We start from the raw sequence: 22,524 nt of genomic DNA on the forward strand, positions 1-22,524 counted from the left end.
ACACAGTACAGACACTGCTCCAACGATGTTTACAGTAATGCAACCTTCCCGTAAAATGCCCGCACACTTTAAGCGCCACCAGATTCCGTGGAATTGAGGTCGTTCAATGAGACTTAGGAAATACAATAAAAGTTTGGGATGGATGTCATTAATCGCAGGTACTGTATTACTCAGTGGCTGCGATTCTGCACTCCTTGACCCAAAAGGACAGATTGGACTGGAGCAACGCTCTCTGATTCTGACGGCCTTTGGCCTGATGCTGATTGTCGTTATTCCAGCCGTCTTGATGGCAGTAGGATTTGCCTGGAAGTACCGTGCGAGCAATAAAGATGCGAAGTATAGCCCTAACTGGTCACACTCCAACAAAGTTGAAGCGGTGGTCTGGACAGTGCCTATTCTGATCATCCTGTTCCTGGCCGTTCTGACCTGGAAAACCACTCACGCATTAGAGCCGAGCAAACCGCTTGCTAACGATGAAAAACCGATCACCATCGAAGTCGTTTCGATGGACTGGAAATGGTTCTTCATCTATCCGGAGCAAGGTATTGCTACCGTCAACGAAATCGCCTTCCCGGCGAACGTACCGGTACACTTCAAAGTGACCTCCAACTCCGTGATGAACTCGTTCTTTATCCCACGTTTAGGCAGCCAGATTTACGCAATGGCCGGGATGCAGACTCAACTGCACCTCATTGCGAACGAACCTGGTACTTACGACGGCATCTCCGCCAGCTATAGCGGCCCGGGCTTCTCTGGAATGAAGTTCAAAGCTATCGCTACGCCGGATCGTGCAACCTTCGATCAGTGGGTAGCGAAAGCCAAACAGTCTGCGAATGTCATGGATTCCATGGATGCGTTCGACAAACTGGCTGCGCCTAGCGAATACAACAAAGTGGAATACTTCTCTGACGTGAAACCGGATTTGTTTAAAGACGTTATTAACAAATTTATGTCTCACGGTAAGAGCATGGATATGTCCCAACCGGAAGGCGAGCACGCAGCGCATGAAGGGATGGAAGACATGGACATGAGCCACGCGGAAACCGCTCACTAAGGGGCCGAGGAAGAAAACGATGTTCGGAAAACTTACACTGGATGCAGTCCCCTACCATGAACCGATTATTATGGTTACGGTGGCTGCGATTATCATCGGGGGACTGGCGGTTCTCGCTGCCATCACTTACTTCGGTAAGTGGTCCTACCTTTGGAAAGAGTGGCTGACTTCGGTTGACCACAAACGGCTCGGTATCATGTACGTTATCGTCGCAATCGTCATGTTGCTGCGTGGCTTTGCCGATGCCATTATGATGCGTAGCCAGCAGGTGCTGGCCTCGGCCGGAGAAGCTGGCTTCCTGCCGCCTCACCACTACGATCAGATCTTTACCGCCCACGGCGTTATTATGATCTTCTTCGTCGCGATGCCGTTTGTTATCGGCCTGATGAACCTGGTGGTTCCACTGCAGCTCGGCGCGCGCGATGTTGCTTTCCCATTCCTTAACAACCTGAGCTTCTGGTTCACCGTTGTAGGCGTGATTCTGGTTAACCTTTCTCTGGGCGTTGGTGAATTCGCGCAGACCGGTTGGCTGGCCTATCCGCCGCTATCGGGAATCGAGTACAGTCCGGGCGTTGGCGTCGATTACTGGATCTGGGCTATCCAGCTATCCGGTATTGGTACCACGTTAACCGGTATTAACTTCTTTGTGACAATCATCAAGATGCGTGCCCCTGGCATGACGATGTTCAAGATGCCGGTATTTAGCTGGGCATCTCTGTGCGCCAACATCCTGATTATCGCCTCCTTCCCCATTCTGACCGTCACCGTCGCGCTGCTGACCCTGGACCGCTACCTGGGCACCCATTTCTTTACCAACGATATGGGTGGCAACATGATGATGTACATCAACCTGATTTGGGCCTGGGGTCACCCGGAAGTGTACATTCTGGTTCTGCCGGTATTCGGCGTCTTCTCCGAAATCGCGGCGACCTTCTCGCGTAAACGTCTGTTTGGCTATACCTCGCTGGTATGGGCAACAGTATGTATTACCGTTCTGTCGTTTATCGTTTGGCTGCACCACTTCTTTACTATGGGTGCGGGCGCGAACGTCAACGCCTTCTTCGGTATCACCACCATGATTATCGCGATCCCGACCGGGGTTAAGATCTTCAACTGGCTGTTCACCATGTACCAGGGCCGCATCGTCTTCAACTCTGCAATGATGTGGACGATTGGCTTTATTGTGACCTTCTCGGTCGGTGGTATGACCGGCGTTCTGCTGGCGGTACCGGGCGCCGACTTCGTGCTGCACAACAGCCTGTTCCTGATCGCGCACTTCCATAACGTCATCATCGGCGGCGTGGTGTTCGGTTGCTTCGCGGGTCTGACCTACTGGTGGCCGAAAGCCTTTGGCTTCACGCTGAACGAGACCTGGGGCAAACGCGCTTTCTGGTTCTGGATTATCGGCTTCTTCGTGGCGTTTATGCCGCTGTATGTGCTGGGCTTTATGGGTATGACCCGTCGCCTGAGCCAGCAGATTGACCCGCAGTTCCACCCGATGCTGGTTGTTGCAGCCTGCGGCGCGGCGCTGATCGCTTGCGGTATCCTTTGCCAGTTGATTCAGTTCTACGTCTCTATCCGCGATCGCGAGCGGAACCGCGATCTGACCGGCGACCCATGGGGTGGCCGTACGCTGGAGTGGGCGACCTCTTCTCCTCCGCCGTTCTATAACTTCGCTATCGTTCCTCAGGTTCACGAGCGTGACGCCTTCTGGGAAATGAAAGAAAAAGGCGACGCCTATAAAAAACCGGCAGGCTATGAAGAGATTCATATGCCGAAAAACAGCGGCGCGGGCATCGTTATTGCGGCTTTCGCAACGGTGTTTGGTTTCGCAATGATCTGGCACATCTGGTGGATGGCGATTGCAAGCTTCGCCGGAATCCTGGTGACCTGGATTATCAAGAGCTTTGACGAGGACGTGGATTACTACGTACCGGTTGCAGTAGTCGAAAAACTGGAAAATCAGCATTTCGATGAGATTAACAAAGCAGGGCTGAAATAATGGCAACTGATACTCTTGCGCATAATGCCCACGCGCATGAACACGGGCACCATGATACAGGACCGATGAAAGTCTTCGGCTTCTGGATCTACCTGATGAGCGACTGCATTATCTTCGCCTCTCTGTTCGCAACCTATGCCGTTCTGGTGAACGGCACAGCGGGCGGTCCGAGCGGTAAAGATATTTTCGAACTGCCGTTCGTTCTGGTTGAAACCGCACTGCTGCTGTTCAGCTCCATCACCTACGGCATGGCTGCGATTGCCATGTACAAAAACAACAAAAGCCAGGTGGTTTCCTGGCTGGCGCTGACCTTCCTCTTCGGGGCAGGGTTCATCGCGATGGAACTCTATGAATTCCATCACCTGATTGTTGAAGGTATGGGACCGAATCGTAGCGGCTTCCTGTCAGCGTTCTTCGCACTGGTCGGCACCCACGGTCTGCACGTAACCTCCGGTCTGATCTGGATGGCCGTATTGATGGTACAAGTTTCACGCCGTGGCCTGACCAGCACTAACCGCACCCGTATCATGTGCCTGAGCCTGTTCTGGCACTTCCTGGACGTCGTGTGGATCTGCGTGTTCTCGGTTGTTTATCTGATGGGGGCGATGTAATGAGTCATTCTACCGATCATAATGGCGCTTCTCACGGTAGCGTGAAGAGCTACATGACAGGCTTTATCCTGTCGATCATTCTGACGGTTATCCCGTTTGCAATGGTTATGAGTGGCTCCGCATCGCATGCGGCTATTCTGGGAACCATTCTGGTGACTGCGGTTGTGCAGATTATCGTGCACCTGGTGTACTTCCTGCATATGAACAGTAAATCAGACGAAGGTTGGAACCTGACCGCGTTTATCTTCACCGTAATCATCATTGCTATCGTAGTTGTCGGCTCCATCTGGATTATGTGGAACCTGAACTACAATATGATGATGCACTAAGAGCGGCGAGTATGTTTAAGCAATACCTGCAAGTAACGAAACCAGGCATCATTTTTGGCAACCTGATCTCCGTGATCGGCGGTTTCCTGCTGGCCTCCAAAGGCCACATCGACTATCCGCTGTTCATCTGGACGCTCCTCGGAGTATCCCTGGTGGTCGCCTCGGGTTGTGTTTTCAACAACTACATCGACCGTGATATCGATCGTAAGATGGAACGGACGAAAAACCGGGTGCTGGTCAAAGGGCTGATCTCGCCAGAAGCTTCGCTGGTATACGCCACCCTGCTGGGTATTGCTGGCTTCATGCTCCTGTGGTTTGGTGCCAATCCCCTGGCCTGCGGGCTTGGGGTGATGGGGTTCGTGGTTTATGTTGGTCTTTACAGCCTGTACATGAAACGCCACTCCGTCTACGGCACGCTGATTGGTTCTCTCTCTGGCGCTGCGCCGCCAGTGATTGGCTACTGCGCGGTGACCGGCGACTTTGACAGCGGCGCCGCCATTCTGCTGGCGATTTTCAGCCTGTGGCAAATGCCCCACTCCTACGCCATCGCGATTTTCCGCTTTAAGGATTATCAGGCGGCGAATATTCCGGTTCTGCCGGTGGTGAAGGGTATTTCAGTGGCCAAAAACCATATCACCCTCTACATCATCGGCTTCGCCGTCGCGACGCTGATGCTCTCTCTGGGCGGCTACGCCGGATATAAATATCTGGTGGTTGCGGCCGCAGTGAGCGTCTGGTGGCTCGGTATGGCGCTGCGTGGTTACAAAGTGGCGGACGATAAAGTCTGGGCGCGCAAACTGTTCGTCTTTTCTATCGTCGCCATTACCGCGCTGTCGGTAATGATGTCCGTCGATTTTATGGTGCCGGATTCACATAATTTGCTGGCTATGGTCAGATAAAACCGCACTCAGCAATCGCTCAGCAGCCTCCGCTCGCAAGACCGGAGGCTGTTTTTTTATAAAAACGACAGCATAACCAGATAGCGCCGCAGTGAATGTCTGCTCAGCGTCGTAAACAATGCTGCGCGGAGCGGTATACAGGACCGCGTCATCGCCTGCAATATTGCGCCTGATCCGCTCTCTCTTCTCTCCAGGACTACCCCGTCAGCATCGCCTGAGCGCTATAAAGCAAATCGAGATGATCGCGACACAATGCCTCAAGCGAGGTTCTTGATTGATGACTGGTTAAGCTCAGCGCGCCCCAGTAAATCCCGTCTCTGTCCGATAGCGGCACGGCCAGCACCAGCATGCCTATTTCAAACTCCTGCTCAATCGCCGCATATCCCTGACGGCGAACCTGAGCGATTTTTTCCATTAGCGCGGCAACGTCAGTGACCGTATAGGGCGTGCGCTTTTCACGCCGAATCCGCTGCAGAACGGCTTCACACTCGGCTTCCGGTAGCGAGGCCAGCCAGAGTCGCCCCCCGGCCGTACAGTAAATCGGCACCCGCTCGCCCAGTCGCACTGATGTTGAGTTAAACGGCGTATGTTTACTACGAGCAATATAAACCAGCTCATCATCATCAATCATACCGACCGAAGCATGCTCTTCCGTGCGGCTGGCGATGTACTCCACGATTGGCCGCACCATGCGCGGAAACTGTGCCGAATCAACATACGCCTGCCCCAGGCGTAACGCTTTTGGCGTCAGCCAGTAATAGCGGCCATCAGTCTGCAAATAACGTTCATGCAGCAATGTAAGGAAAAACCGCCGTGCGGCGCTTTGCGTCAGCCCGCTCATTTTCGCCGCCTGCGGTACGGTAAGCCGCGGGAACGTTTTAGAGAAGAGCTGGATCAACGCCAGCCCCTTTTGTAAGCCGACGATCAGATCGCGGGAATGAATCTGGTTTTGCATAGTTGTTCACAGTTTTGCAACAATACAATCGATTTAACGCGATTATCGCAGTACTGGTGCGATTAACAACCAGTATGGCCGAATTCTGCGTTGTCGCTCTCAGCTTCCGCTGAAATACTTTCACAACATTCATTTAACAAATGAGGTTTGAAATGATCAGTGGATTCACTCAAGTCGTCGCCGTTATTGGCCACCCGATTAGCCAGGTTAAATCACCGGAGAACTTCAACCGCTACTTCGCTGAGCAACGGATGGATCGCGTCATGATCCCGGTCGATATCGCCCCGGAAGCCGTTGCCGACTACCTAAATGCGCTGCGAGGGTGGCACAACATGAGCGGCGTGCTGGTCACCGTCCCGCACAAGCAGCGCGCCGCCACGCTGGTCGATGAGTTAACTCCGCGAGCCCGACACCTGAACGCCGTCAATGTGATCCGTAAGCTGGCGGATGGCCGTTTACAGGGCGATATGCTTGATGGCGTCGGTTTTCAGCTTGCCGCAGAGGCGCATGGCTTTCACGCTGCAGGTAAAAAGGCGCTGCTTTCCGGCTGCGGCGGCGTCGGCAGCGCAATGGTGTGGGAGCTCTGCGAAGCGGGTATTAGCCAACTGGCGCTCTACGATCAGAATCCCGCCACTCAGCAGTTATTGCACAACCGGCTGGCAACCCATTTTCCGCATGTTCATCTCACAGACTTGCCCACGACGCTTGAGGATCTGGATTTAGTGATTAATGGTTCCCCGGCGGGAATGTCGGGTTTTGAGCCCTTACCGCTGCCGCAAGCGCTGCTGGAAACGCTACCGCCATCGATTCATGTCGCGGATGTCGTGACCGCGCCGGTGATAACCCCGCTCCTTGCCTTCGCCCGCGATCGTGGCTGCGTGATTCAGACCGGCCCGGAAATGGCGCTGGCACAGATGAAACTGCTGGGACAATTTATTGGCGTCATTCCGCAGGAACAAGGGGCGGCGGCATGAAAAGCTGGGATGTCATCGTTATCGGCAGCGGTGCCGCTGGCTTTGCCGCCGCGGTGACCGCCTGCTGTAAGGGGTTATCGGTACTAATGCTGGAAAAAGCCCCACAGTTTGGCGGCACTTCCGCCATTTCCGGCGGCGCGGTATGGATCCACGATAGCGATCAGGCGCGAAAATCAGCAAAAAGCGGCACCGCGCAGGCGATTGCCAGCTATCTGCGGACGATTATCGGCGAGTCGAACTATCGTCAGGATCTGGTGGATGCCTTTATCACCTCTGGCCGCGAGGCGCTGGCGTTTCTAGAAAAAGAGGGGGCGGTGAAATATAGCCTGCGTCCGCTCTCCCCGGATTATTACCCGGATGAACCCGGCGCCGTCGATGTTGGCCGGGCGCTGGAAGTGGTGGAGTATGACGGACGAGAGCTGGGAGAGCACTTTCGCGACCTGCGCTCTCCCCCGCCGGGGATGCTGCTGTTTGGCGGCATGATGGTTAATCGCGTTGATATCCAGCACTTTCTTGATATGCGCCGTTCACTGCGTTCGTTAGCGCACTGTAGCAAGCTGCTGCTGCGCTACGGCCGCGATCGCCTGAAACACCATCGCGGCACCCGGCTGGCGATGGGCAATGCGCTGATTGCCCGCATGGCGACTCTCGCCTTACGCAAAGGCATGACGCTCAGGCTCAACACCACAGTGCTGTCGCTGACCGAACAGCATGGCGAAGTGACTGGCGTCGAAATTGAGCATGATGGTCAAAAACAGACTCTCGCCGCCCGTTGCGGCGTGGTACTGGCGGCGGGGGGATTCGCCGCTGGCAAGCTGGCCGAACGCTATCGCCCTAAAACCCGCGAACACTATACCATGTCGCCCGTCACCAACGACGGTGCCGCACTGCGGCTTGGCGCAGGGGTCAATGCCTGTGAAGGTGAGGACAGGCCATCTAATTTTTTCTGGGCGCCCGTATCGGTGCTACGTCATCCCGATGGCTCGCAAGAGCGCTTTCCTCACCTCGTGACCGACCGCGCGAAACCCGGCGTTATCGCCGTCAACCAACGGGCAGTCCGCTTTGTTAATGAGTCAAACTCGTATCACCACTTTGCCAGCGCGATGCAAAGTCAGCCAGAAAATGCCCCCTGTTTTCTGATTTGCGATGCCCAGGCCATGAAGCGCTATGGCCTGGGTCTGGCGCGCCCCGCGCCGGTAAATAACGATGCGCTGATCAAGGCGGGCTATCTGCACAAGGCCTCGACCCTCGCCGAACTGGCGCAGCAGCTCGGCCTGGAGCCACAAACCCTCGTTGAGACGGTAAACCGCTATAACCGCACCGCCGCCGAAGGACATGACCCGGCATTCGCTAAAGGCGGCAACAGCTATAACCGCGCAATGGGCGACCCGGGCCACCAGCCGAACCCCTGCAACGCCGCGCTCACCTGCGCCCCGTTTTATGCCGTCACTCTTTATACCGGCGATCTCGGTACGTCGCGCGGGCTGGTCACCACCGCCGATGCGCAGGTCGTTAACCAACAGGGCCAACCCATTAAAGGGCTTTATGCCGTGGGTAACGATATGGACTCCATCATGGCCGGAACCTATCCCGGCCCGGGGATAACCCTCGGCCCGGCGCTGACTTTCGGCTACCTCGCAGCCAGTCATATGGCGCAACAACCCGCACTGTAACAGGAGAACACCATGATTTATGAAAAACGTACTTACACCATCAATCCGCTGAAAATGGCCGACTGGCTGGCGCTGTATAAAAGCGACGCTTACGCCGTTCAGACCGAACATCTCGGTAAACTCATCGGCTTCTTCTTTACCGAAATTGGCGTCGTCAATCAGGTGGTGCATATCTGGGCTTATGAAAGCCTCGACGATCGTCTGGCACGTCGTGGGCGAATGGCCCAGGACCCACGCTGGCTGACTTTCTCGCGTAAAAATCGCGAACTGGCCGCCGTTGAACGCCTGGAGTCGGTACTTCTGCGCCCCACTGATTTTTCACCACTGCAATAAGGAGCCAGCGATGAGCGGACAGATGAACGTTGATGTTCTGGTGGTCGGCTCCGGCGCGGCGGGGCTCTCCGCCGCCGTTACCGCCGCGCTCGGCGGCGCCAGCGTGCTGGTCGCGGAAAAGGAGTCGGTCATTGGCGGCACCAGCGCCTGGTCCGGCGGCTGGCTGTGGATCCCACATAATCCGTTGGCGCGCGAGGAGGGCATTACCGAAGATCCCGATGCGCCGCTCACCTATCTGCGACATGAAATGGACGGGCAGGAAGCTGACGCGCGCCTGCGCGCCTTTCTGAAGTACGGGCCGGAGATGATCGACTTCTTCCGTCGTCACACGGCGGTGCAGTTTCTTTCCGGCAGCAAAATGCCTGATTTTCATAACTCTCCGGGATATGCACAGGGCGGCCGCTCGGTCACGGCCCGGCCTTTTGATGGACGCCTGCTGGGGGAGTGGTTATATCGCCTGCGCCCGCCGCTGGAAACCATCAGCCTCGCGGGAATGGGCATTGCCGGCGGGACGGATATGGCGCACTTTTTCAACGCCACCCGTTCACCGCGCTCGGCGCTGTATGCGACCCGTCGCCTGCTACGTCACGGCTGGCAGCGTCTGCGCGCCGGACGCGGACAGCACCTGGTGAACGGCAATGCGCTGGTCGCCCGCCTGCTACGTTCGGCGCTGGACGCAGGGGTTAACTTTCAGCTTAACGCGCCGGTACAACGCCTGCTCACCGCCGACAACCGCGTTGAAGGGGCGATATTGCACTGCGATGGCGGCGAGATACATGTCCGCTCCGGGGCGGTGATCCTTGCCTGCGGCGGCTTTCCTCACGACAGACAACGGCTGGCGGAAAATGTGCCGCACGCCGCCAGCGGCTATGGACACTTCTCCGCGGCGCCCCCGGGCAATCAGGGCGACGGTATTCGGCTCGGCGAATCGGTCGGCGGCCAGTTTGATACCTCGCTCAGACACCCCATGGCCTGGGCGCCGGTCTCGCGCGTCACCCTCGCCAGCGGGCTGCAACTGGTGTTCCCGCACCTGGTGGAACGCGCGAAACCCGGCTTTATTGCCGTGTTGCCCAACGGCAAACGCTTCACCAATGAAGCCGACTCCTATCACGATTTTATCGCCGCGCTGCTTAAAGCGACGCCACCCGGCGAAACGCCGCAAGCATGGCTGATTGCCGATAGTCGGGCGCTGCGGCGGTATGGATTAGGCCATGCCCGCCCCTTCCCTTTTACCCCGGAGGCCTGGCGACGGACCGGCTATCTGCACACCGGCGAAACGCTGAAAGCACTGGCGGAAAAATGCGCAATCAATCCGCAACAGCTGGTGGAAACCATCGCCCGCTTTAACGGCTTTGCCGACAAGGGCGAAGACACAGACTTTCAGCGCGGCGCATCGGCCTATAACCGCGCCCAGGGCGATGCCAGCAGCTCAGGCCACCCCACGCTGGGAAAACTCAGCGATGCGCCTTTTTATGCCGTGCGCATTCTTCCCGGCTCTTTAGGTTCCTTTAGCGGACTACAAACCGATGACTGCGCCCACGTGCTGGATGCCCGGCAACAGCCGATTCCGGGCCTTTACGCCATCGGTAACGATATGTCGAGCGTGATGCGGGGATTCTATCCCAGCGGCGGCATCACGCTTGGGCCAGCGATGACCTTTGGCTATCTGGTCGGAAAAAAATTAACGGAAAGCATTAATAAAACAATGCATTAAAAAGATTTTACCAGGGACGGCGATACACATAACAACAACCACCTGCAACTGTACTGGAGTCCATTATGAACATGCGTACCCTGTCACTCGCTGCGCTTACCCTACTCGACGTCCCTCCGCCGGAACAGGTGCGGATCGCGGCACAAACCGGTTACAGCCACGTAGGCCTGCGCCTGCTCCCCGCAACACCGTCCGACCCGGATTATGACATGCTCGGCGATACCGCCACCGTCCGTGATACCCTGGCGGCGCTGAAGGAAACCGGTATTGGCGTCTCAGACGTTGAGATCGTCCGCCTGACGCCGGATTTTTCATTGAACGCCCGTCTGCAGCGGTTCTTCGACACCGCTACGCGCCTGGGGGCCAAACAGGTACTGGTCGCCGGAAACGATGAAAACCTCGCGCGCAGCGCGGAAAATCTCGCCCGCCTTGCCGAAGCCGGTCGGGAGTATGACTTAACCATGAACCTGGAACCCATGCCCTGGACTCACCTGCGCACCATCGCCGATGCCCGGGCGCTGATCGACGCCAGCGGCCGCTCAGATATCGGTATTTTGATCGACGCGATCCACTTCTGGCGGGCTGGCGAGTCGCTTTCGACGCTCGCTGAACTGCCCCAAAATAGCCTCAACTATATGCAACTTTGTGATGCCTCGCCGCTCATGCCCGCTGATGAACAGGAACTGATTTACCAGGCCCGCGCCGCACGTAAGGTGCCCGGCGAAGGCGGGCTCGATCTGCATGGCCTGATGGCGGCGCTTCCGCCCATGCTGCCGGTCTCGATCGAGGTTCCACTGAGCGGAGAACGTGGCGCGTTGCCGCCGCTGACTCGCGCGCAACTGCTGTTTAACGCCGCGCAGTCCTATCTGCGCCCTTGCGCATAAGGAGAGGCTAATGACACAGACTCATCGCCTTGACGTTCGGGAGTTAATCAACGCCAATCCGCTCAGCCGATTCCAGAAACTGGTGGTGTTTTTAGGTTTTTGCGTGATCGCGCTGGACGGTTTTGATATCGCCATCATGGGTTTTATCGCCCCGGCGTTAAAACAGGAGTGGGGAGTAAGCAATCACGAACTTGGCTTCGTGATTAGCGCGGCGCTGATCGGCCTCGCGCTGGGCGCCATTTTCTCCGGGCCGCTCGCCGACTGGCTGGGGCGGAAAAAAATTATCATCAACAGCGTCTTTTTCTTCGGCTTCTGGACCATCGCCACTGCGCTTTCACACAATATCGAACAGATGGTGTTCTTTCGCTTTATGACCGGGCTGGGATTAGGCGCCGCGATGCCGAATATCGGCACTCTGGTATCGGAGTACGCCCCCGAGCGCCAGCGTTCGTTTCTGATTACGATTATTTTTTGTGGTTTCACCTTTGGCGCGGCGGCAGGCGGTTTCTCCGCATCATGGCTGATCCCGAAATTTGGCTGGCATTCACTGATGCTGCTCGGCGGTATTCTCCCGCTGTTGTTCGCGCCGCTACTCATCTGGCTGTTGCCCGAATCAGTGCGCTTTCTGGTGGTTAAGCGAGCGCCAGCCGAACGCATTCGCAAGATTTTGCGGCGCCTCTATCCCGGACAAATCGCCGATAATGCCGAATTCAGCCTCCCGGTACAGCCCGCCAGTACCAATGCGATGCGCATCGTGCTCTCCCGCCAGTATCGCTTCGGTTCGCTGATGCTATGGCTGGTTTACTTTATGGGGCTTTTTTTGGTTTATCTCCTCGGTAGCTGGCTACCGACGCTGGTTAAAGAGGTGGGCCTGACGGTCAGCCAGGCGGCGGTGATGACGGCAATGTACCAGGCGGGCGGAACTATTGGTTCGCTGTTCGCTGGCTGGCTGATGGACCGAATCAACCCGCATCGGGCACTTGGGTTTATTTACGCGGTGGGCGGCCTGTTTACGATGGCGATGGGCTATGCGGCGGCAAGCTTTGCGCTCATTTGCCTGCTGGCATTTATCAGCGGTGCCTGTTTAAACGGCGCAAATACGGGTATGAACGCGCTCTCCGCCCGCTATTATCCCACAGAAGCGCGGGCCACTGGCTCCAGTTGGATGCATGGGGTTGGTCGGATGGGGGCCATCCTCAGCGCCTTTGCCGGGGCTGAAATGCTGGCGCTGAACCTCCGCTTCGAAAGCGTTTTCCTGATCCTTGGCATTCCCGCCGCGATCACCGTCGCCGGGCTGGTGGCTAAAAGTATTTTTGCCGCCGATGCGACGAAAAAATCCGCATCCCCGGCGGCGGCAATCAGGAGCGCGCCATAAATTAACCGCGCGGAACCAGGACAAAAACCACCGGAGCCCCCGGTGGTTTCAGATTGGGCTGACCCGTTATCCGTCATTCATCCTCGCCGTTGCGTCTGACCCGCATCGGTGCCGCTGGCAGACCGTCCGGCGATTACCGCCTCCCCTCATCATGCAACACTGTCGTAATATCTGTTAAACAAACATTTATTTACGCTTCATGCTACCACCACTACACTAGTCGCAATTTTTATATTGAGGTAGTAATGAACGATAACAAAATGACGCCAGGCGAACTGCGCGCGACCTGGGGTTTGGGGGCCGTATTCTCTCTGCGTATGCTCGGCATGTTTATGGTCCTGCCGGTTCTGACCACCTATGGCATGGCGTTACAAGGCGCCAGTGAAGCGCTCATCGGTCTGGCAATTGGCATTTACGGGCTGGCCCAGGCAATATTTCAGATCCCTTTCGGCCTGCTTTCTGACAGGATCGGGCGCAAACCGCTGATAGTCGGCGGTCTGTTAATCTTTATTCTCGGCAGCGTTATCGCCGCCCTTTCCGACGCTATCTGGGGCATTATTCTGGGCCGTGCGCTGCAAGGCTCCGGGGCGATTGCCGCGGCGGTAATGGCGCTGCTTTCCGATTTAACACGTGAACAGAATCGCACGAAAGCCATGGCCTTTATTGGCGTCAGTTTTGGCATCACCTTTGCTATCGCGATGGTTCTCGGCCCCATAGTGACCCATCAGTTGGGCCTGCATGCGCTCTTCTGGATGATTGCCGCTCTGGCAACGCTCGGCATTCTGCTCACGCTATGGGTGGTGCCAAACAGCCGTCATCACGTACTGAATCGTGAGTCCGGGATGGTAAAAGGCTGCTTCAGTAAAGTGCTTGCTGAACCCAGACTGCTAAGACTCAACTTCGGCATTATGTGTCTGCATACCATGCTGATGTCCACCTTCGTCGCCCTGCCGGGACAGCTTGAGGCCGCCGGTTTTCCCGCCGCCGAACACTGGAAAATCTATCTGGTCACCATGGTGGTCTCCTTCATCGCCGTGGTGCCGTTTATTATCTACGCCGAAGTAAAGCGCAAAATGAAACGCGTTTTCCTGCTGTGCGTTGCGATCCTGCTGATTGCTGAGATCGTGCTCTGGGGTGCCGGGGGCTACTTCTGGGAACTGGTGGCGGGCGTGCAATTGTTCTTCCTCGCGTTTAATCTGCTGGAAGCGCTGTTGCCATCGTTAATCAGTAAAGAATCACCGGCCGGTTACAAAGGCACCGCAATGGGGGTTTACTCCACCAGCCAGTTCCTCGGCGTGGCGATTGGCGGAGCTATTGGCGGCTGGGTGGATGGCTTCTTTGACGCACAAACCGTGTTCCTGCTTGGCGCGCTGCTGGCAATGCTGTGGCTACTGGTGGCCAGCACCATGAGTGAACCACCGTACGTCAGCAGCCTGCGGGTCGAGATCCCCGATGATGTCGCTGCGGATGTGATATTACAGGAACGTTTACAGGCCAAAGAGGGCGTAAAAGAGGTGCTGGTGATTGCTGAAGAGCGTTCGGTCTACATCAAAATAGACAGTAAGATCACTAACCGCTTTGAGATTGAGCAGGCTATCAAAGGGGTATAAAAAAGGTTCATCGCAGGTTAGCGTGAACCAATAGAAAACGGCAGTCAGCATTTGCAGGCCGGGTCAGGCGTCAGCCGCCACCCGGCATATAAAATCAATAATATCATATATGTTATGGGTTTTTCGTAGGCCCGCGCAAGCGAAGCGCCGCCGGGCAATTCCGGAAAAACGCACTTTGTCAGCAATCTGAAGCGGGGTTAACCCGCTTTTATAGTAATATCAATCCTGCAAAGGCTCCCGCGCGCTTAATCGCGGAAGTTTTTGAACTGGAACGGCTGGCCTAAATCACCGCCGCGCACCAGCGCCATAACCGACTGCAGATCGTCGCGAGACTTACCGGTAACGCGAATTTCTTCCCCTTGAATCTGTGCCTGTACTTTCAGCTTGCTGTCCTTAATAAGCTTGACGATTTTCTTCTGCGTCGCGCTCTCAATCCCTTGCTTCAGCTTTGCATCGACAAACCAGGTTTTACCGCTGTGCACAAACTCATCCGGCACCTCGATTGAGCTGCCTTCAATGCCGCGTTTCAGCAGCTTGGCGCGCAGGATATCCAATAGCTGGTTAACCTGAAAATCAGACTCGCTGAGGACCTTGATGGTCTCGTTTTTTTCGTTCAGTTCAAAGCTCGCTTCAACGTTACGAAAATCAAAACGCGATTCAACCTCACGGCCCGCGTTCTCTACGGCGTTTCGAACTTCCTGAAGATCGACTTCAGAGACAATATCGAAAGATGGCATCTTTTCCTCTCCTTCCGTTTCTTTTGCGTTGCATAATACCTGCAACGCAACATAACTCAACTTGTTATCCCGAGAGGATAACTGATAACGCTATACTTTAGCCATGAACACCTGATGCAGCACTTACAGGTGAGGAGGAATAATGAAAGTAACCGTACTCGGATGCGGTGCACTGGGACAGTTATGGCTAACTGCGCTGTACAAACACGGACATGAAGTCCAGGGCTGGCTACGCGTCCCTCAACCATTCTGCAGCGTTAATGTGATTGAAACCGACGGTAGCGTGTTTAACGAATCCTTCACCGCTAACGATCCTGAATTCCTCGCCAGCAGCGACCTGTTGCTGGTGACGCTAAAAGCCTGGCAGGTTTCTAACGCAGTGAAAAATCTCAGCGCCGCCCTGCCCGCATCATCGCCGGTTCTGTTAATGCATAATGGCATGGGCACTGTGGATGAACTTAAAACCATCAAACAGCCGTTGCTGATGGCTTCGACAACCCAGGCGGCCCGTCGCGACGGCAACGTCATCATCCATGTCGCCAACGGTACCAGCCATATTGGCCCGGCAAAAAACTATCCGCAGGACTACAGCTATCTCGCCGATGTTCTGCAGCGCGTGTTGCCCGACGTTGCCTGGCATAACAATATCTATCCCGCAATCTGGAGTAAGCTGGCGGTGAACTGCGTGATTAACCCGCTGACGGCGTTGAAAAATTGCCGGAACGGCGAGTTACGCGCATACCCGCAGGAGGTCGCCGCGATTTGTTATGAGGTTGCGGCGGTTATGGAGCGCGAGGGAATGCATACCTCGCCGGAAAACCTGTTATTCTATGTTCATCAGGTTATTGAAAGTACGGCAGAAAATACCTCTTCTATGCTGCAGGATATTCTCGCCCAGCGCCATACGGAAATCGACTATATCACTGGTTTTCTGTTAAAACGCGCTCGCGCCCACGGCATCGCCGTACCGGAAAATACCCGTCTGTTTGAACTGGTAAAGCATAAGGAGAATGAATATGAGCGCGTCGGCACTGATTTGCCTCGCCCCTGGTAGCGAAGAGACCGAAGCAGTCACCACCATTGATTTACTCGTTCGCGGCGGCATCAGGGTCACCACGGCGAGCGTCGCCAGCGATGGCGATCTGACCATCGTCTGCTCACGCGGCGTCAGGCTGCTGGCCGATGCGCCGCTGGTTGACGTGGCCGACGGCGATTTCGATATCATCGTTTTACCCGGCGGCATTAAGGGGGCAGAGTGCTTCCGCGACAGCCCGCTGCTGGTCGAAACCGTTAAGCAGTTCCACCGTTCCGGGCGTATTGTCGCCGCGATTTGTGCAGCGGCCGCCACGGTGCTCGTTCCGCACGCTATCTTCCCCATCGGCAATATGACCGGCTTCCCGGCATTGAAAGACAAAATCCCCGCCGAACAGTGGCTGGATAAACGTGTGGTATGGGACCCTCGCGTAAAACTGCTCACCAGTCAGGGGCCGGGAACAGCAATTGATTTCGCCTTGAAGATAATCGATCTGCTGGTTGGGCGCGAAAAAGCGCACGACGTCGCTTCACAACTGGTGATGGCGGCGGGTATTTATAACTACTATGAATAGACGCAAAACGGCAACCCAGGATTGCCGTTTTTCATGTTTGCGCCTTGATGCAAAAAACTAAGGGCGATACACCTTCACGTTGTCAAAGCCCTGCTCGCGCAGATACAGCGCCTGCAGACGGCTCATCACGCCGCGCTCGCACCACAACAGCCAGGTTTTACTCTGGTCGAGATCGCCAAATTTGGTGCTCAGCTTATAGAACGGCAGAGAAACCACCTCCACGCCGTCCACCTTCAGCGGCTTATCGTCCTGTTCATCAACAGAACGGATATCGAGGATCATGTCATCGGGGCCGAAACCGCTGACGGTCTCCACTTCCACCACGTCCTGCCCGGTCTGCTGAGCGATATCGCGAATATCAATGTTATTCGCTTCCGCCACCACTTTATCAAGGATACTGAAATCGAAATGCTCTTCTTCCGCCTCGATCCTGGCCTTCACCGCTTTCACCGTCGGACTTTTCGAAATAACGCCGCAATATTCGGGCATGGTGCGGGCAAAATCTTCGGTGCCGATTTCGCGCGCCAGATTAATAATGTGCTCTTTATCGTGCGAAATCAGCGGACGCAGAATCAGCGTATCCGAAACGTTGTCGATCAGGCGCAGGTTGGTCAGCGTCTGACTGGAGACCTGGCCTAAGGCCTCGCCAGTCACCAGCGCCTGCACGCCGTAGCGCTCGGCAACTTTTGACGCCGCGCGGACCATCATACGCTTGAGCACCACGCCCATCTGGCCGTCATCGACTTTCTCAAGAATTTCACCAACCACCGGTTCAAAGTTAATCGCCACAAAACGGACACGATGAGAACTACCGAAGCGATTCCACAGGTAATGCGCCACCTGACGCACGCCGATTTCATGCGCCGCGCCGCCAAGGTTGAAGAAACAGTAATGCACGCGGCAGCCGCGACGCATCAGCATATAGCTGGAGACGCCGGAATCGAAACCGCCGGAAATCAGTGACAGGACATCTTCCTGAGTACCGATCGGGAAACCGCCAATACCTTCGTAGCGCCCTTTCACCAGCAGCAGACGATCGTTTTCGATCTCAAGGTTGACCGTCACATCCGGGTTGGTCAGCTTCACCCGCGCCGTTTCAATATGCTGGTTTAAACCGCCGCCGACGTAGCGTTCTACTTCAATAGAGGTAAACTCATGCTTACCGCGACGCTTAACGCGCACGCAGAAACTTTTGCCTTCCAGCGTTTCACGCCATAGCGGCAGAGTCTGTTCGAAAATGTCGTGCAGGGAAGTAAAAGGAACATCTTCAACTTCCAGAATATGGTGAATACCGGGAATGCGGGTCAGCGCGTCGCGGATAGCCGGGCGCTGATTTTCATCTTTCGCCCGGACTTCGATATGGTCCCAGTGACGAACGACGGCAAGCGTCTCATCATAGTTCTTGAGAACGTTACGAATGTTCCCGGTTAAGATTTTAATGAAGCGCAATCGCACAGATTGGCTTTTGATGGTGATTTCCGGGAACAATTTAATGATAAACTTCATAGCGACAATAGTTCGTTAGCAAGCCCGGTGGGCTTTTAAGCATAAAAAGTTGTACAGGCGCGATCGGCGTCTGCATCCAGGGCGCGGAGTATACCACTATTGGGCGCTTTTCACCTGGCATTGCGCGTTATTTGATTAACCGCGCGACTTCGTTACCATATTGATCGCTATTAAGACATGACAAGAGTCTATATTCACTATGCCAAAGAAAAATGAGGCCCCGGCCAGTTTTGAAACCGCCCTGAGCGAGCTGGAACAGATTGTTAATCGTCTGGAAAGCGGCTCACTGCCGTTAGAAGAAGCGCTCGGGGAATTTGAGCGCGGAATACAGCTGGCGCGCCAGGGGCAGGCCAAACTGCAGCAGGCAGAGCAGCGCGTACAAATTCTGCTGGCGGATAGCGAAGACGCGCCGCTTACATCTTTTACGCCGGACGCTGAATAAATGGACTTTCCCCAACAGCTACAGGCTTGTGTTGAACAAGCCAACGATGCCCTTCGTCGCTTTATCGCGCCTCAGCCTTTTCAGAACACTCCGCTGGTCGAAGCCATGCAATATGGCGCACTCTTGGGCGGCAAACGCCTGCGCCCGTTTCTGGTTTATGCCACCGGCGACATGTTTGGCGTCAGTCGTTCCACGCTGGACGCCCCCGCCGCCGCCGTTGAGTGCATTCATGCTTATTCGCTGATACACGACGATCTGCCGGCGATGGATGATGACGATTTACGCCGCGGCCAGCCGACCTGCCATATTAAATTCGGCGAAGCGAACGCTATTCTTGCCGGAGACGCCCTGCAAACGCTGGCGTTTTCTATACTGAGTGATGCCTCCATGCCGGAAGTGCCGGATCGCGATCGTCTGGCGATGATTTCTGAACTGGCGCAGGCCAGCGGCATCGCCGGTATGTGCGGCGGTCAGGCGCTGGATCTGCAGGCGGAAGGTCAGCAGGTTGATCTGCAGGCGCTGGAGCGTATTCATCGCCACAAGACCGGGGCGCTCATCCGCGCGGCGGTGCGACTGGGAGCATTGAGCGCGGGGGATGCGGGGCGTAAAGCGCTGCCCGCCCTTGACCGCTATGCGGAAAATATCGGTCTGGCTTTCCAGGTCCAGGATGACATTCTTGATGTAGTAGGGGATACTGCGACACTCGGCAAACGTCAGGGAGCCGACCAGCAGTTGGGCAAAAGCACCTACCCCGCCCTTCTGGGACTTGAGCAAGCCCGGAAAAAAGCCCATGATCTGATTACTGATGCTCGCCAGTCGCTAAATGAACTGGCCGCGCAATCTCTGGATATCACGGCGCTGAACGCGCTCGCGAATTACATAATTCAGCGCGATAAATAAACAATAAATGAGTCTCTGATGAGTTTTGATATTGCCAAATACCCGACCCTGGCGCTGGTGGATTCCACCCAGGAGTTGCGTCTGTTGCCAAAAGATAGTCTGCCAAAACTGTGCGATGAACTACGGCGTTATCTGCTGGACAGCGTCAGCCGTTCCAGCGGGCACTTTGCCTCCGGCCTCGGTACAGTAGAGCTCACTGTGGCGCTACATTACGTCTATAACACGCCGTTTGATCGCCTGATCTGGGACGTGGGCCATCAGGCATACCCGCATAAAATTCTGACCGGTCGCCGCGACCAAATCGGCACCATCCGCCAGAAAGGCGGGCTTCATCCTTTCCCGTGGCGCGGAGAAAGCGAGTATGACGTACTGAGCGTTGGTCACTCTTCAACCTCCATCTCCGCCGGGATTGGGATTGCGATCGCCGCGGCCAAAGAAGATAAGCAGCGCCGCGCGGTCTGCGTTATCGGCGATGGGGCAATAACCGCCGGGATGGCATTTGAAGCGATGAACCACGCGGGCGACATCAAACCCGACCTGTTGGTGGTCCTCAATGACAATGAAATGTCGATCTCCGAAAATGTCGGGGCGCTAAACAACCATCTGGCGCAACTGCTCTCCGGCAAGCTTTATTCCACACTGCGTGAAGGCGGCAAAAAGGTCTTTTCAGGCGTACCGCCCATCAAAGAGTTGCTCAAACGCACCGAAGAACATCTCAAAGGCATGGTGGTACCGGGAACGCTGTTTGAAGAGCTGGGCTTTAACTACATTGGGCCGGTGGATGGCCACGATGTTATCGGCCTGGTTAATACGCTGAAGAATATGCGCGATCTGAAAGGACCCCAGTTCCTGCATATTATGACCAAAAAAGGCCGCGGCTATGAGCCCGCCGAAAAAGACCCGATTACCTTCCATGCGGTGCCGAAATTCGACCACACCAGCGGCGTGCTGCCCAAAAGCAGCGGCGGTCTGCCTACTTACTCAAAAATCTTCGGCGACTGGCTGTGCGAAACCGCCGCGAAAGATGACAAATTAATGGCCATCACCCCGGCGATGCGCGAAGGCTCCGGGATGGTCGAGTTCTCGAAAAAATATCCTGACCAGTATTTCGACGTCGCTATCGCCGAGCAGCATGCGGTGACTTTTGCCGCCGGGCTGGCGATTGGCGGCTACAAGCCGGTGGTGGCGATTTACTCCACCTTCCTGCAGCGCGCCTATGACCAGGTGATTCACGATGTCGCGATCCAGAAGCTACCGGTGCTTTTCGCCATCGACCGTGCGGGGATCGTCGGCGCCGATGGGCAGACCCATCAGGGCGCGTTTGATATCTCCTTCCTGCGCTGTATCCCGGATATGGTTATCATGACCCCGAGCGATGAGAACGAATGTCGCCAGATGCTGTATACCGGCTATCACTACAACGATGGCCCGAGCGCCGTGCGCTACCCGCGCGGTTCAGGTACCGGCGCGGCATTTGAACCGCTGTCTTCGCTGGCTATCGGTAAAGGGGTGGTGAAACGCGAAGGTAAGAAGATCGCCATGCTTAATTTCGGCACGCTGCTGCCGCAAGCCGCAAAAGTAGCGGAAAAGCTTGATGCCACTCTGGTGGATATGCGTTTTGCCAAACCGCTGGATGACGCGCTGATCCTGCAACTGGCCGCCGAACATGAAGCGCTGGTGACCCTTGAAGAGAATGCCGTTATGGGCGGTGCGGGCAGCGGCGTGAATGAGCTGCTGATGTCCCGCCGCCGCATGGTTCCGGTGCTGAATCTTGGCCTGCCTGATTGCTTTATTCCGCAGGGAACGCAAGAAGAGGTTCATGCCGACCTCGGCCTCGATGCCGCCGGTATTGAAGCCAAAATCCACGCCTGGTTAGCATAATTCCCATCACGGCTCCTGCTATGCTTAAACGATATTCTTTATTCGTAGCAGGAGCGCATTATGCACTACATTCCCCTTGGCAATACCGATCTGCGCGTTTCCCGGCTGTGCCTCGGCTGTATGACGTTCGGCGAACCGGATCGCGGTAACCACGCCTGGACCTTACCGGAAGAGAGCAGCCGTCCGCTGATCAAGCATGCCCTTGAAGGCGGCATCAATTTTTTCGACACCTCGAACAACTATTCCGACGGCAGCAGCGAAGAGATCCTCGGTCGCGCGCTGCGTGAGTATGCCCGCCGCGATGCCGTTATCGTCGCCACGAAGGTTTACCATCAGGTGGGCGATCTGCCCCAGGGACTGTCACGGGGGCAAATCCTGCGATCCATTGACGACAGCCTGCGCCGTCTCAACATGGAGTATGTCGATCTGCTGCAAATCCACCGCTGGGATTACGCCACCCCGATTGAAGAGACCCTGGAAGCGCTAAACGATGTCGTTAAGGCGGGTAAAGCGCGCTATATCGGCGCCTCGTCGATGCATGCCCGGCAGTTTGCCCAGGCGCTGGCGTTGCAGGAGCAGAATAACTGGGCGCGCTTCGTCACCATGCAGGACCACTACAATCTGATTTATCGTGAAGAGGAAAACGAGATGTTGCCGCTGTGTAGCCGTAAAGGCGTCGCGGTGATGCCGTGGAGCCCGCTGGCGCGCGGTCGCCTGACTCGCCCGTGGGGGGAAACCACCGCCCGTCTGGTATCGGATGAATTCGGTAGGTCCCTCTACAACACAACGGATGAAAACGATAAACAAGTTGCGGCAAACCTTGCCGAAGTCGCGGAAGAACTTGACGCCGGGCGCGCTCAGGTGGCGCTGGCCTGGCTGTTAAGCAAGCCGACCGTGGCCGCGCCGATTATCGGCGCCTCAAGACAGGAACAACTGGATGAGCTGCTTCATGCGGTCGATTTAAGCCTCACGCCGGCGCAGATTGAAAAGCTGGAAGCGCCATATAAACCGCATCCCACAGTGGGATTCAAGTAAACA

Annotated in this window: 21 protein-coding genes; 18 read left to right on the plus strand and 3 right to left on the minus strand. The window is 55.9% G+C overall.

Going from position 1 to position 22,524, the window contains the following annotated elements:
- Positions 1–106: 106 nt before the first annotated feature.
- The 5 genes from cyoA to cyoE are packed head-to-tail and all read left to right on the plus strand — an operon-like array spanning position 107 to position 4,895.
- Positions 107–1,054, plus strand: coding sequence for a cytochrome o ubiquinol oxidase subunit II (gene cyoA / locus ABK821_RS19170; protein WP_138358099.1), 948 nt, complete (start codon positions 107–109; stop codon positions 1,052–1,054).
- Between the two features lie 19 nt (positions 1,055–1,073).
- Positions 1,074–3,056 (plus strand): cytochrome o ubiquinol oxidase subunit I, encoded by a 1,983-nt coding sequence (gene cyoB, locus ABK821_RS19175; protein WP_343178336.1) that lies wholly within the window; start codon positions 1,074–1,076, stop codon positions 3,054–3,056.
- On the plus strand, positions 3,056–3,667 hold the full coding sequence (locus tag ABK821_RS19180) for a cytochrome o ubiquinol oxidase subunit III (protein ID WP_138358103.1): 612 nt from the start codon (positions 3,056–3,058) through the stop codon (positions 3,665–3,667). The genes cyoB and ABK821_RS19180 overlap by 1 nt, the downstream gene beginning before the upstream one ends.
- A complete protein-coding gene (locus ABK821_RS19185; protein ID WP_138358105.1) occupies positions 3,667–3,996 on the plus strand; it encodes a cytochrome o ubiquinol oxidase subunit IV in 330 nt (109 codons plus the stop codon). The genes ABK821_RS19180 and ABK821_RS19185 overlap by 1 nt, the downstream gene beginning before the upstream one ends.
- Before the next feature lie 11 nt (positions 3,997–4,007).
- On the plus strand, positions 4,008–4,895 hold the full coding sequence (cyoE, locus tag ABK821_RS19190; protein WP_138358107.1) for a heme o synthase: 888 nt from the start codon (positions 4,008–4,010) through the stop codon (positions 4,893–4,895).
- Positions 4,896–5,091: 196 nt separating this feature from the next.
- Here the strand turns inward: cyoE and ABK821_RS19195 are convergent, their stop codons facing one another.
- Positions 5,092–5,850, minus strand: coding sequence for an IclR family transcriptional regulator C-terminal domain-containing protein (locus tag ABK821_RS19195; RefSeq protein ID WP_138358109.1), 759 nt, complete (start codon positions 5,848–5,850; stop codon positions 5,092–5,094).
- Between the two features lie 152 nt (positions 5,851–6,002).
- On the opposite strand from ABK821_RS19195, the gene ABK821_RS19200 reads away from it, so the two are divergent.
- The 7 genes from ABK821_RS19200 (at position 6,003) to ABK821_RS19230 (ending at position 14,413) form a co-directional block, all read left to right on the plus strand.
- Positions 6,003–6,824 (plus strand): shikimate dehydrogenase, encoded by an 822-nt coding sequence (locus tag ABK821_RS19200; RefSeq protein WP_142501768.1) that lies wholly within the window; start codon positions 6,003–6,005, stop codon positions 6,822–6,824.
- Positions 6,821–8,497, plus strand: coding sequence for an FAD-dependent oxidoreductase (locus ABK821_RS19205; RefSeq protein WP_138358113.1), 1,677 nt, complete (start codon positions 6,821–6,823; stop codon positions 8,495–8,497). The genes ABK821_RS19200 and ABK821_RS19205 overlap by 4 nt, the downstream gene beginning before the upstream one ends.
- A gap of 12 nt (positions 8,498–8,509) precedes the next feature.
- Complete coding sequence (locus ABK821_RS19210; RefSeq protein ID WP_138358115.1) at positions 8,510–8,830, plus strand: NIPSNAP family protein; 321 nt, start codon at positions 8,510–8,512, stop codon at positions 8,828–8,830.
- A gap of 10 nt (positions 8,831–8,840) precedes the next feature.
- Entirely contained in the window at positions 8,841–10,544 is a 1,704-nt protein-coding gene (locus ABK821_RS19215) for an FAD-dependent oxidoreductase (RefSeq protein ID WP_343178337.1), read from the plus strand.
- Between the two features lie 65 nt (positions 10,545–10,609).
- Positions 10,610–11,428, plus strand: coding sequence for a TIM barrel protein (locus tag ABK821_RS19220; RefSeq protein WP_308561231.1), 819 nt, complete (start codon positions 10,610–10,612; stop codon positions 11,426–11,428).
- A 10-nt stretch (positions 11,429–11,438) separates the two neighbouring features.
- The gene (locus tag ABK821_RS19225; RefSeq protein WP_343178338.1) at positions 11,439–12,803 is read left to right on the plus strand and encodes an aromatic acid/H+ symport family MFS transporter; all 1,365 of its coding nucleotides are present in this window, start codon (positions 11,439–11,441) and stop codon (positions 12,801–12,803) included.
- A gap of 245 nt (positions 12,804–13,048) precedes the next feature.
- Positions 13,049–14,413: an MFS transporter gene (locus tag ABK821_RS19230; protein ID WP_343178339.1), complete on the plus strand. Its 1,365-nt coding sequence runs from the start codon at positions 13,049–13,051 to the stop codon at positions 14,411–14,413.
- Positions 14,414–14,658: 245 nt separating this feature from the next.
- On the opposite strand, the gene ABK821_RS19235 is transcribed toward ABK821_RS19230, so the two are convergent.
- Positions 14,659–15,150, minus strand: a complete 492-nt coding sequence (locus tag ABK821_RS19235; RefSeq protein WP_138358125.1) for a YajQ family cyclic di-GMP-binding protein — start codon at positions 15,148–15,150, stop codon at positions 14,659–14,661.
- Positions 15,151–15,292: 142 nt separating this feature from the next.
- Here ABK821_RS19235 and panE point away from each other — a divergent pair, with 142 nt between their 5' ends.
- Entirely contained in the window at positions 15,293–16,204 is a 912-nt protein-coding gene (gene panE, locus ABK821_RS19240; RefSeq protein ID WP_138358127.1) for a 2-dehydropantoate 2-reductase, read from the plus strand.
- Positions 16,167–16,757, plus strand: a complete 591-nt coding sequence (gene yajL / locus ABK821_RS19245; protein WP_142501773.1) for a protein deglycase YajL — start codon at positions 16,167–16,169, stop codon at positions 16,755–16,757. Before panE ends, yajL begins: the two co-directional genes overlap by 38 nt.
- A 57-nt stretch (positions 16,758–16,814) precedes the next feature.
- Here the strand turns inward: yajL and thiI are convergent, their stop codons facing one another.
- Positions 16,815–18,263: a tRNA uracil 4-sulfurtransferase ThiI gene (thiI, locus tag ABK821_RS19250; protein WP_138358131.1), complete on the minus strand. Its 1,449-nt coding sequence runs from the start codon at positions 18,261–18,263 to the stop codon at positions 16,815–16,817.
- 199 nt (positions 18,264–18,462) lie between these two features.
- Here thiI and xseB point away from each other — a divergent pair, with 199 nt between their 5' ends.
- Genes xseB through ABK821_RS19270 form a run of 4 tightly spaced genes read left to right on the plus strand, consistent with a single transcriptional unit; the run spans position 18,463 to position 22,521 of the window.
- Positions 18,463–18,705 (plus strand): exodeoxyribonuclease VII small subunit, encoded by a 243-nt coding sequence (gene xseB / locus ABK821_RS19255; protein WP_138358133.1) that lies wholly within the window; start codon positions 18,463–18,465, stop codon positions 18,703–18,705.
- Positions 18,706–19,605: a (2E,6E)-farnesyl diphosphate synthase gene (gene ispA, locus ABK821_RS19260; protein WP_138358135.1), complete on the plus strand. Its 900-nt coding sequence runs from the start codon at positions 18,706–18,708 to the stop codon at positions 19,603–19,605.
- Positions 19,606–19,623: 18 nt separating this feature from the next.
- The gene (gene dxs, locus ABK821_RS19265) at positions 19,624–21,486 is read left to right on the plus strand and encodes a 1-deoxy-D-xylulose-5-phosphate synthase (RefSeq protein ID WP_343178340.1); all 1,863 of its coding nucleotides are present in this window, start codon (positions 19,624–19,626) and stop codon (positions 21,484–21,486) included.
- Positions 21,487–21,546: 60 nt separating this feature from the next.
- Positions 21,547–22,521 (plus strand): aldo/keto reductase, encoded by a 975-nt coding sequence (locus tag ABK821_RS19270; RefSeq protein WP_343178341.1) that lies wholly within the window; start codon positions 21,547–21,549, stop codon positions 22,519–22,521.
- Positions 22,522–22,524 lie beyond the last annotated feature (3 nt).

The organism is Klebsiella sp. KE9456 (genome assembly GCF_043832615.1).
Taxonomy (GTDB): domain Bacteria; phylum Pseudomonadota; class Gammaproteobacteria; order Enterobacterales; family Enterobacteriaceae; genus Klebsiella; species Klebsiella indica.

Excerpts from the sequence above, each read along its gene's own strand:
- cyoA (WP_138358099.1), top strand. The coding sequence starts at position 107 with ATGAGACTTAGGAAATACAATAAAAGTTTGGGATGGATGTCATTAATC.
- cyoB (WP_343178336.1), top strand. The coding sequence starts at position 1,074 with ATGTTCGGAAAACTTACACTGGATGCAGTCCCCTACCATGAACCGATT.
- ABK821_RS19180 (WP_138358103.1), top strand. The coding sequence starts at position 3,056 with ATGGCAACTGATACTCTTGCGCATAATGCCCACGCGCATGAACACGGG.
- ABK821_RS19185 (WP_138358105.1), top strand. The coding sequence starts at position 3,667 with ATGAGTCATTCTACCGATCATAATGGCGCTTCTCACGGTAGCGTGAAG.
- cyoE (WP_138358107.1), top strand. The coding sequence starts at position 4,008 with ATGTTTAAGCAATACCTGCAAGTAACGAAACCAGGCATCATTTTTGGC.
- ABK821_RS19195 (WP_138358109.1), bottom strand. The coding sequence starts at position 5,850 with ATGCAAAACCAGATTCATTCCCGCGATCTGATCGTCGGCTTACAAAAG.
- ABK821_RS19200 (WP_142501768.1), top strand. The coding sequence starts at position 6,003 with ATGATCAGTGGATTCACTCAAGTCGTCGCCGTTATTGGCCACCCGATT.
- ABK821_RS19205 (WP_138358113.1), top strand. The coding sequence starts at position 6,821 with ATGAAAAGCTGGGATGTCATCGTTATCGGCAGCGGTGCCGCTGGCTTT.
- ABK821_RS19210 (WP_138358115.1), top strand. The coding sequence starts at position 8,510 with ATGATTTATGAAAAACGTACTTACACCATCAATCCGCTGAAAATGGCC.
- ABK821_RS19215 (WP_343178337.1), top strand. The coding sequence starts at position 8,841 with ATGAGCGGACAGATGAACGTTGATGTTCTGGTGGTCGGCTCCGGCGCG.
- ABK821_RS19220 (WP_308561231.1), top strand. The coding sequence starts at position 10,610 with ATGAACATGCGTACCCTGTCACTCGCTGCGCTTACCCTACTCGACGTC.
- ABK821_RS19225 (WP_343178338.1), top strand. The coding sequence starts at position 11,439 with ATGACACAGACTCATCGCCTTGACGTTCGGGAGTTAATCAACGCCAAT.
- ABK821_RS19230 (WP_343178339.1), top strand. The coding sequence starts at position 13,049 with ATGAACGATAACAAAATGACGCCAGGCGAACTGCGCGCGACCTGGGGT.
- ABK821_RS19235 (WP_138358125.1), bottom strand. The coding sequence starts at position 15,150 with ATGCCATCTTTCGATATTGTCTCTGAAGTCGATCTTCAGGAAGTTCGA.
- panE (WP_138358127.1), top strand. The coding sequence starts at position 15,293 with ATGAAAGTAACCGTACTCGGATGCGGTGCACTGGGACAGTTATGGCTA.
- yajL (WP_142501773.1), top strand. The coding sequence starts at position 16,167 with ATGAGCGCGTCGGCACTGATTTGCCTCGCCCCTGGTAGCGAAGAGACC.
- thiI (WP_138358131.1), bottom strand. The coding sequence starts at position 18,263 with ATGAAGTTTATCATTAAATTGTTCCCGGAAATCACCATCAAAAGCCAA.
- xseB (WP_138358133.1), top strand. The coding sequence starts at position 18,463 with ATGCCAAAGAAAAATGAGGCCCCGGCCAGTTTTGAAACCGCCCTGAGC.
- ispA (WP_138358135.1), top strand. The coding sequence starts at position 18,706 with ATGGACTTTCCCCAACAGCTACAGGCTTGTGTTGAACAAGCCAACGAT.
- dxs (WP_343178340.1), top strand. The coding sequence starts at position 19,624 with ATGAGTTTTGATATTGCCAAATACCCGACCCTGGCGCTGGTGGATTCC.
- ABK821_RS19270 (WP_343178341.1), top strand. The coding sequence starts at position 21,547 with ATGCACTACATTCCCCTTGGCAATACCGATCTGCGCGTTTCCCGGCTG.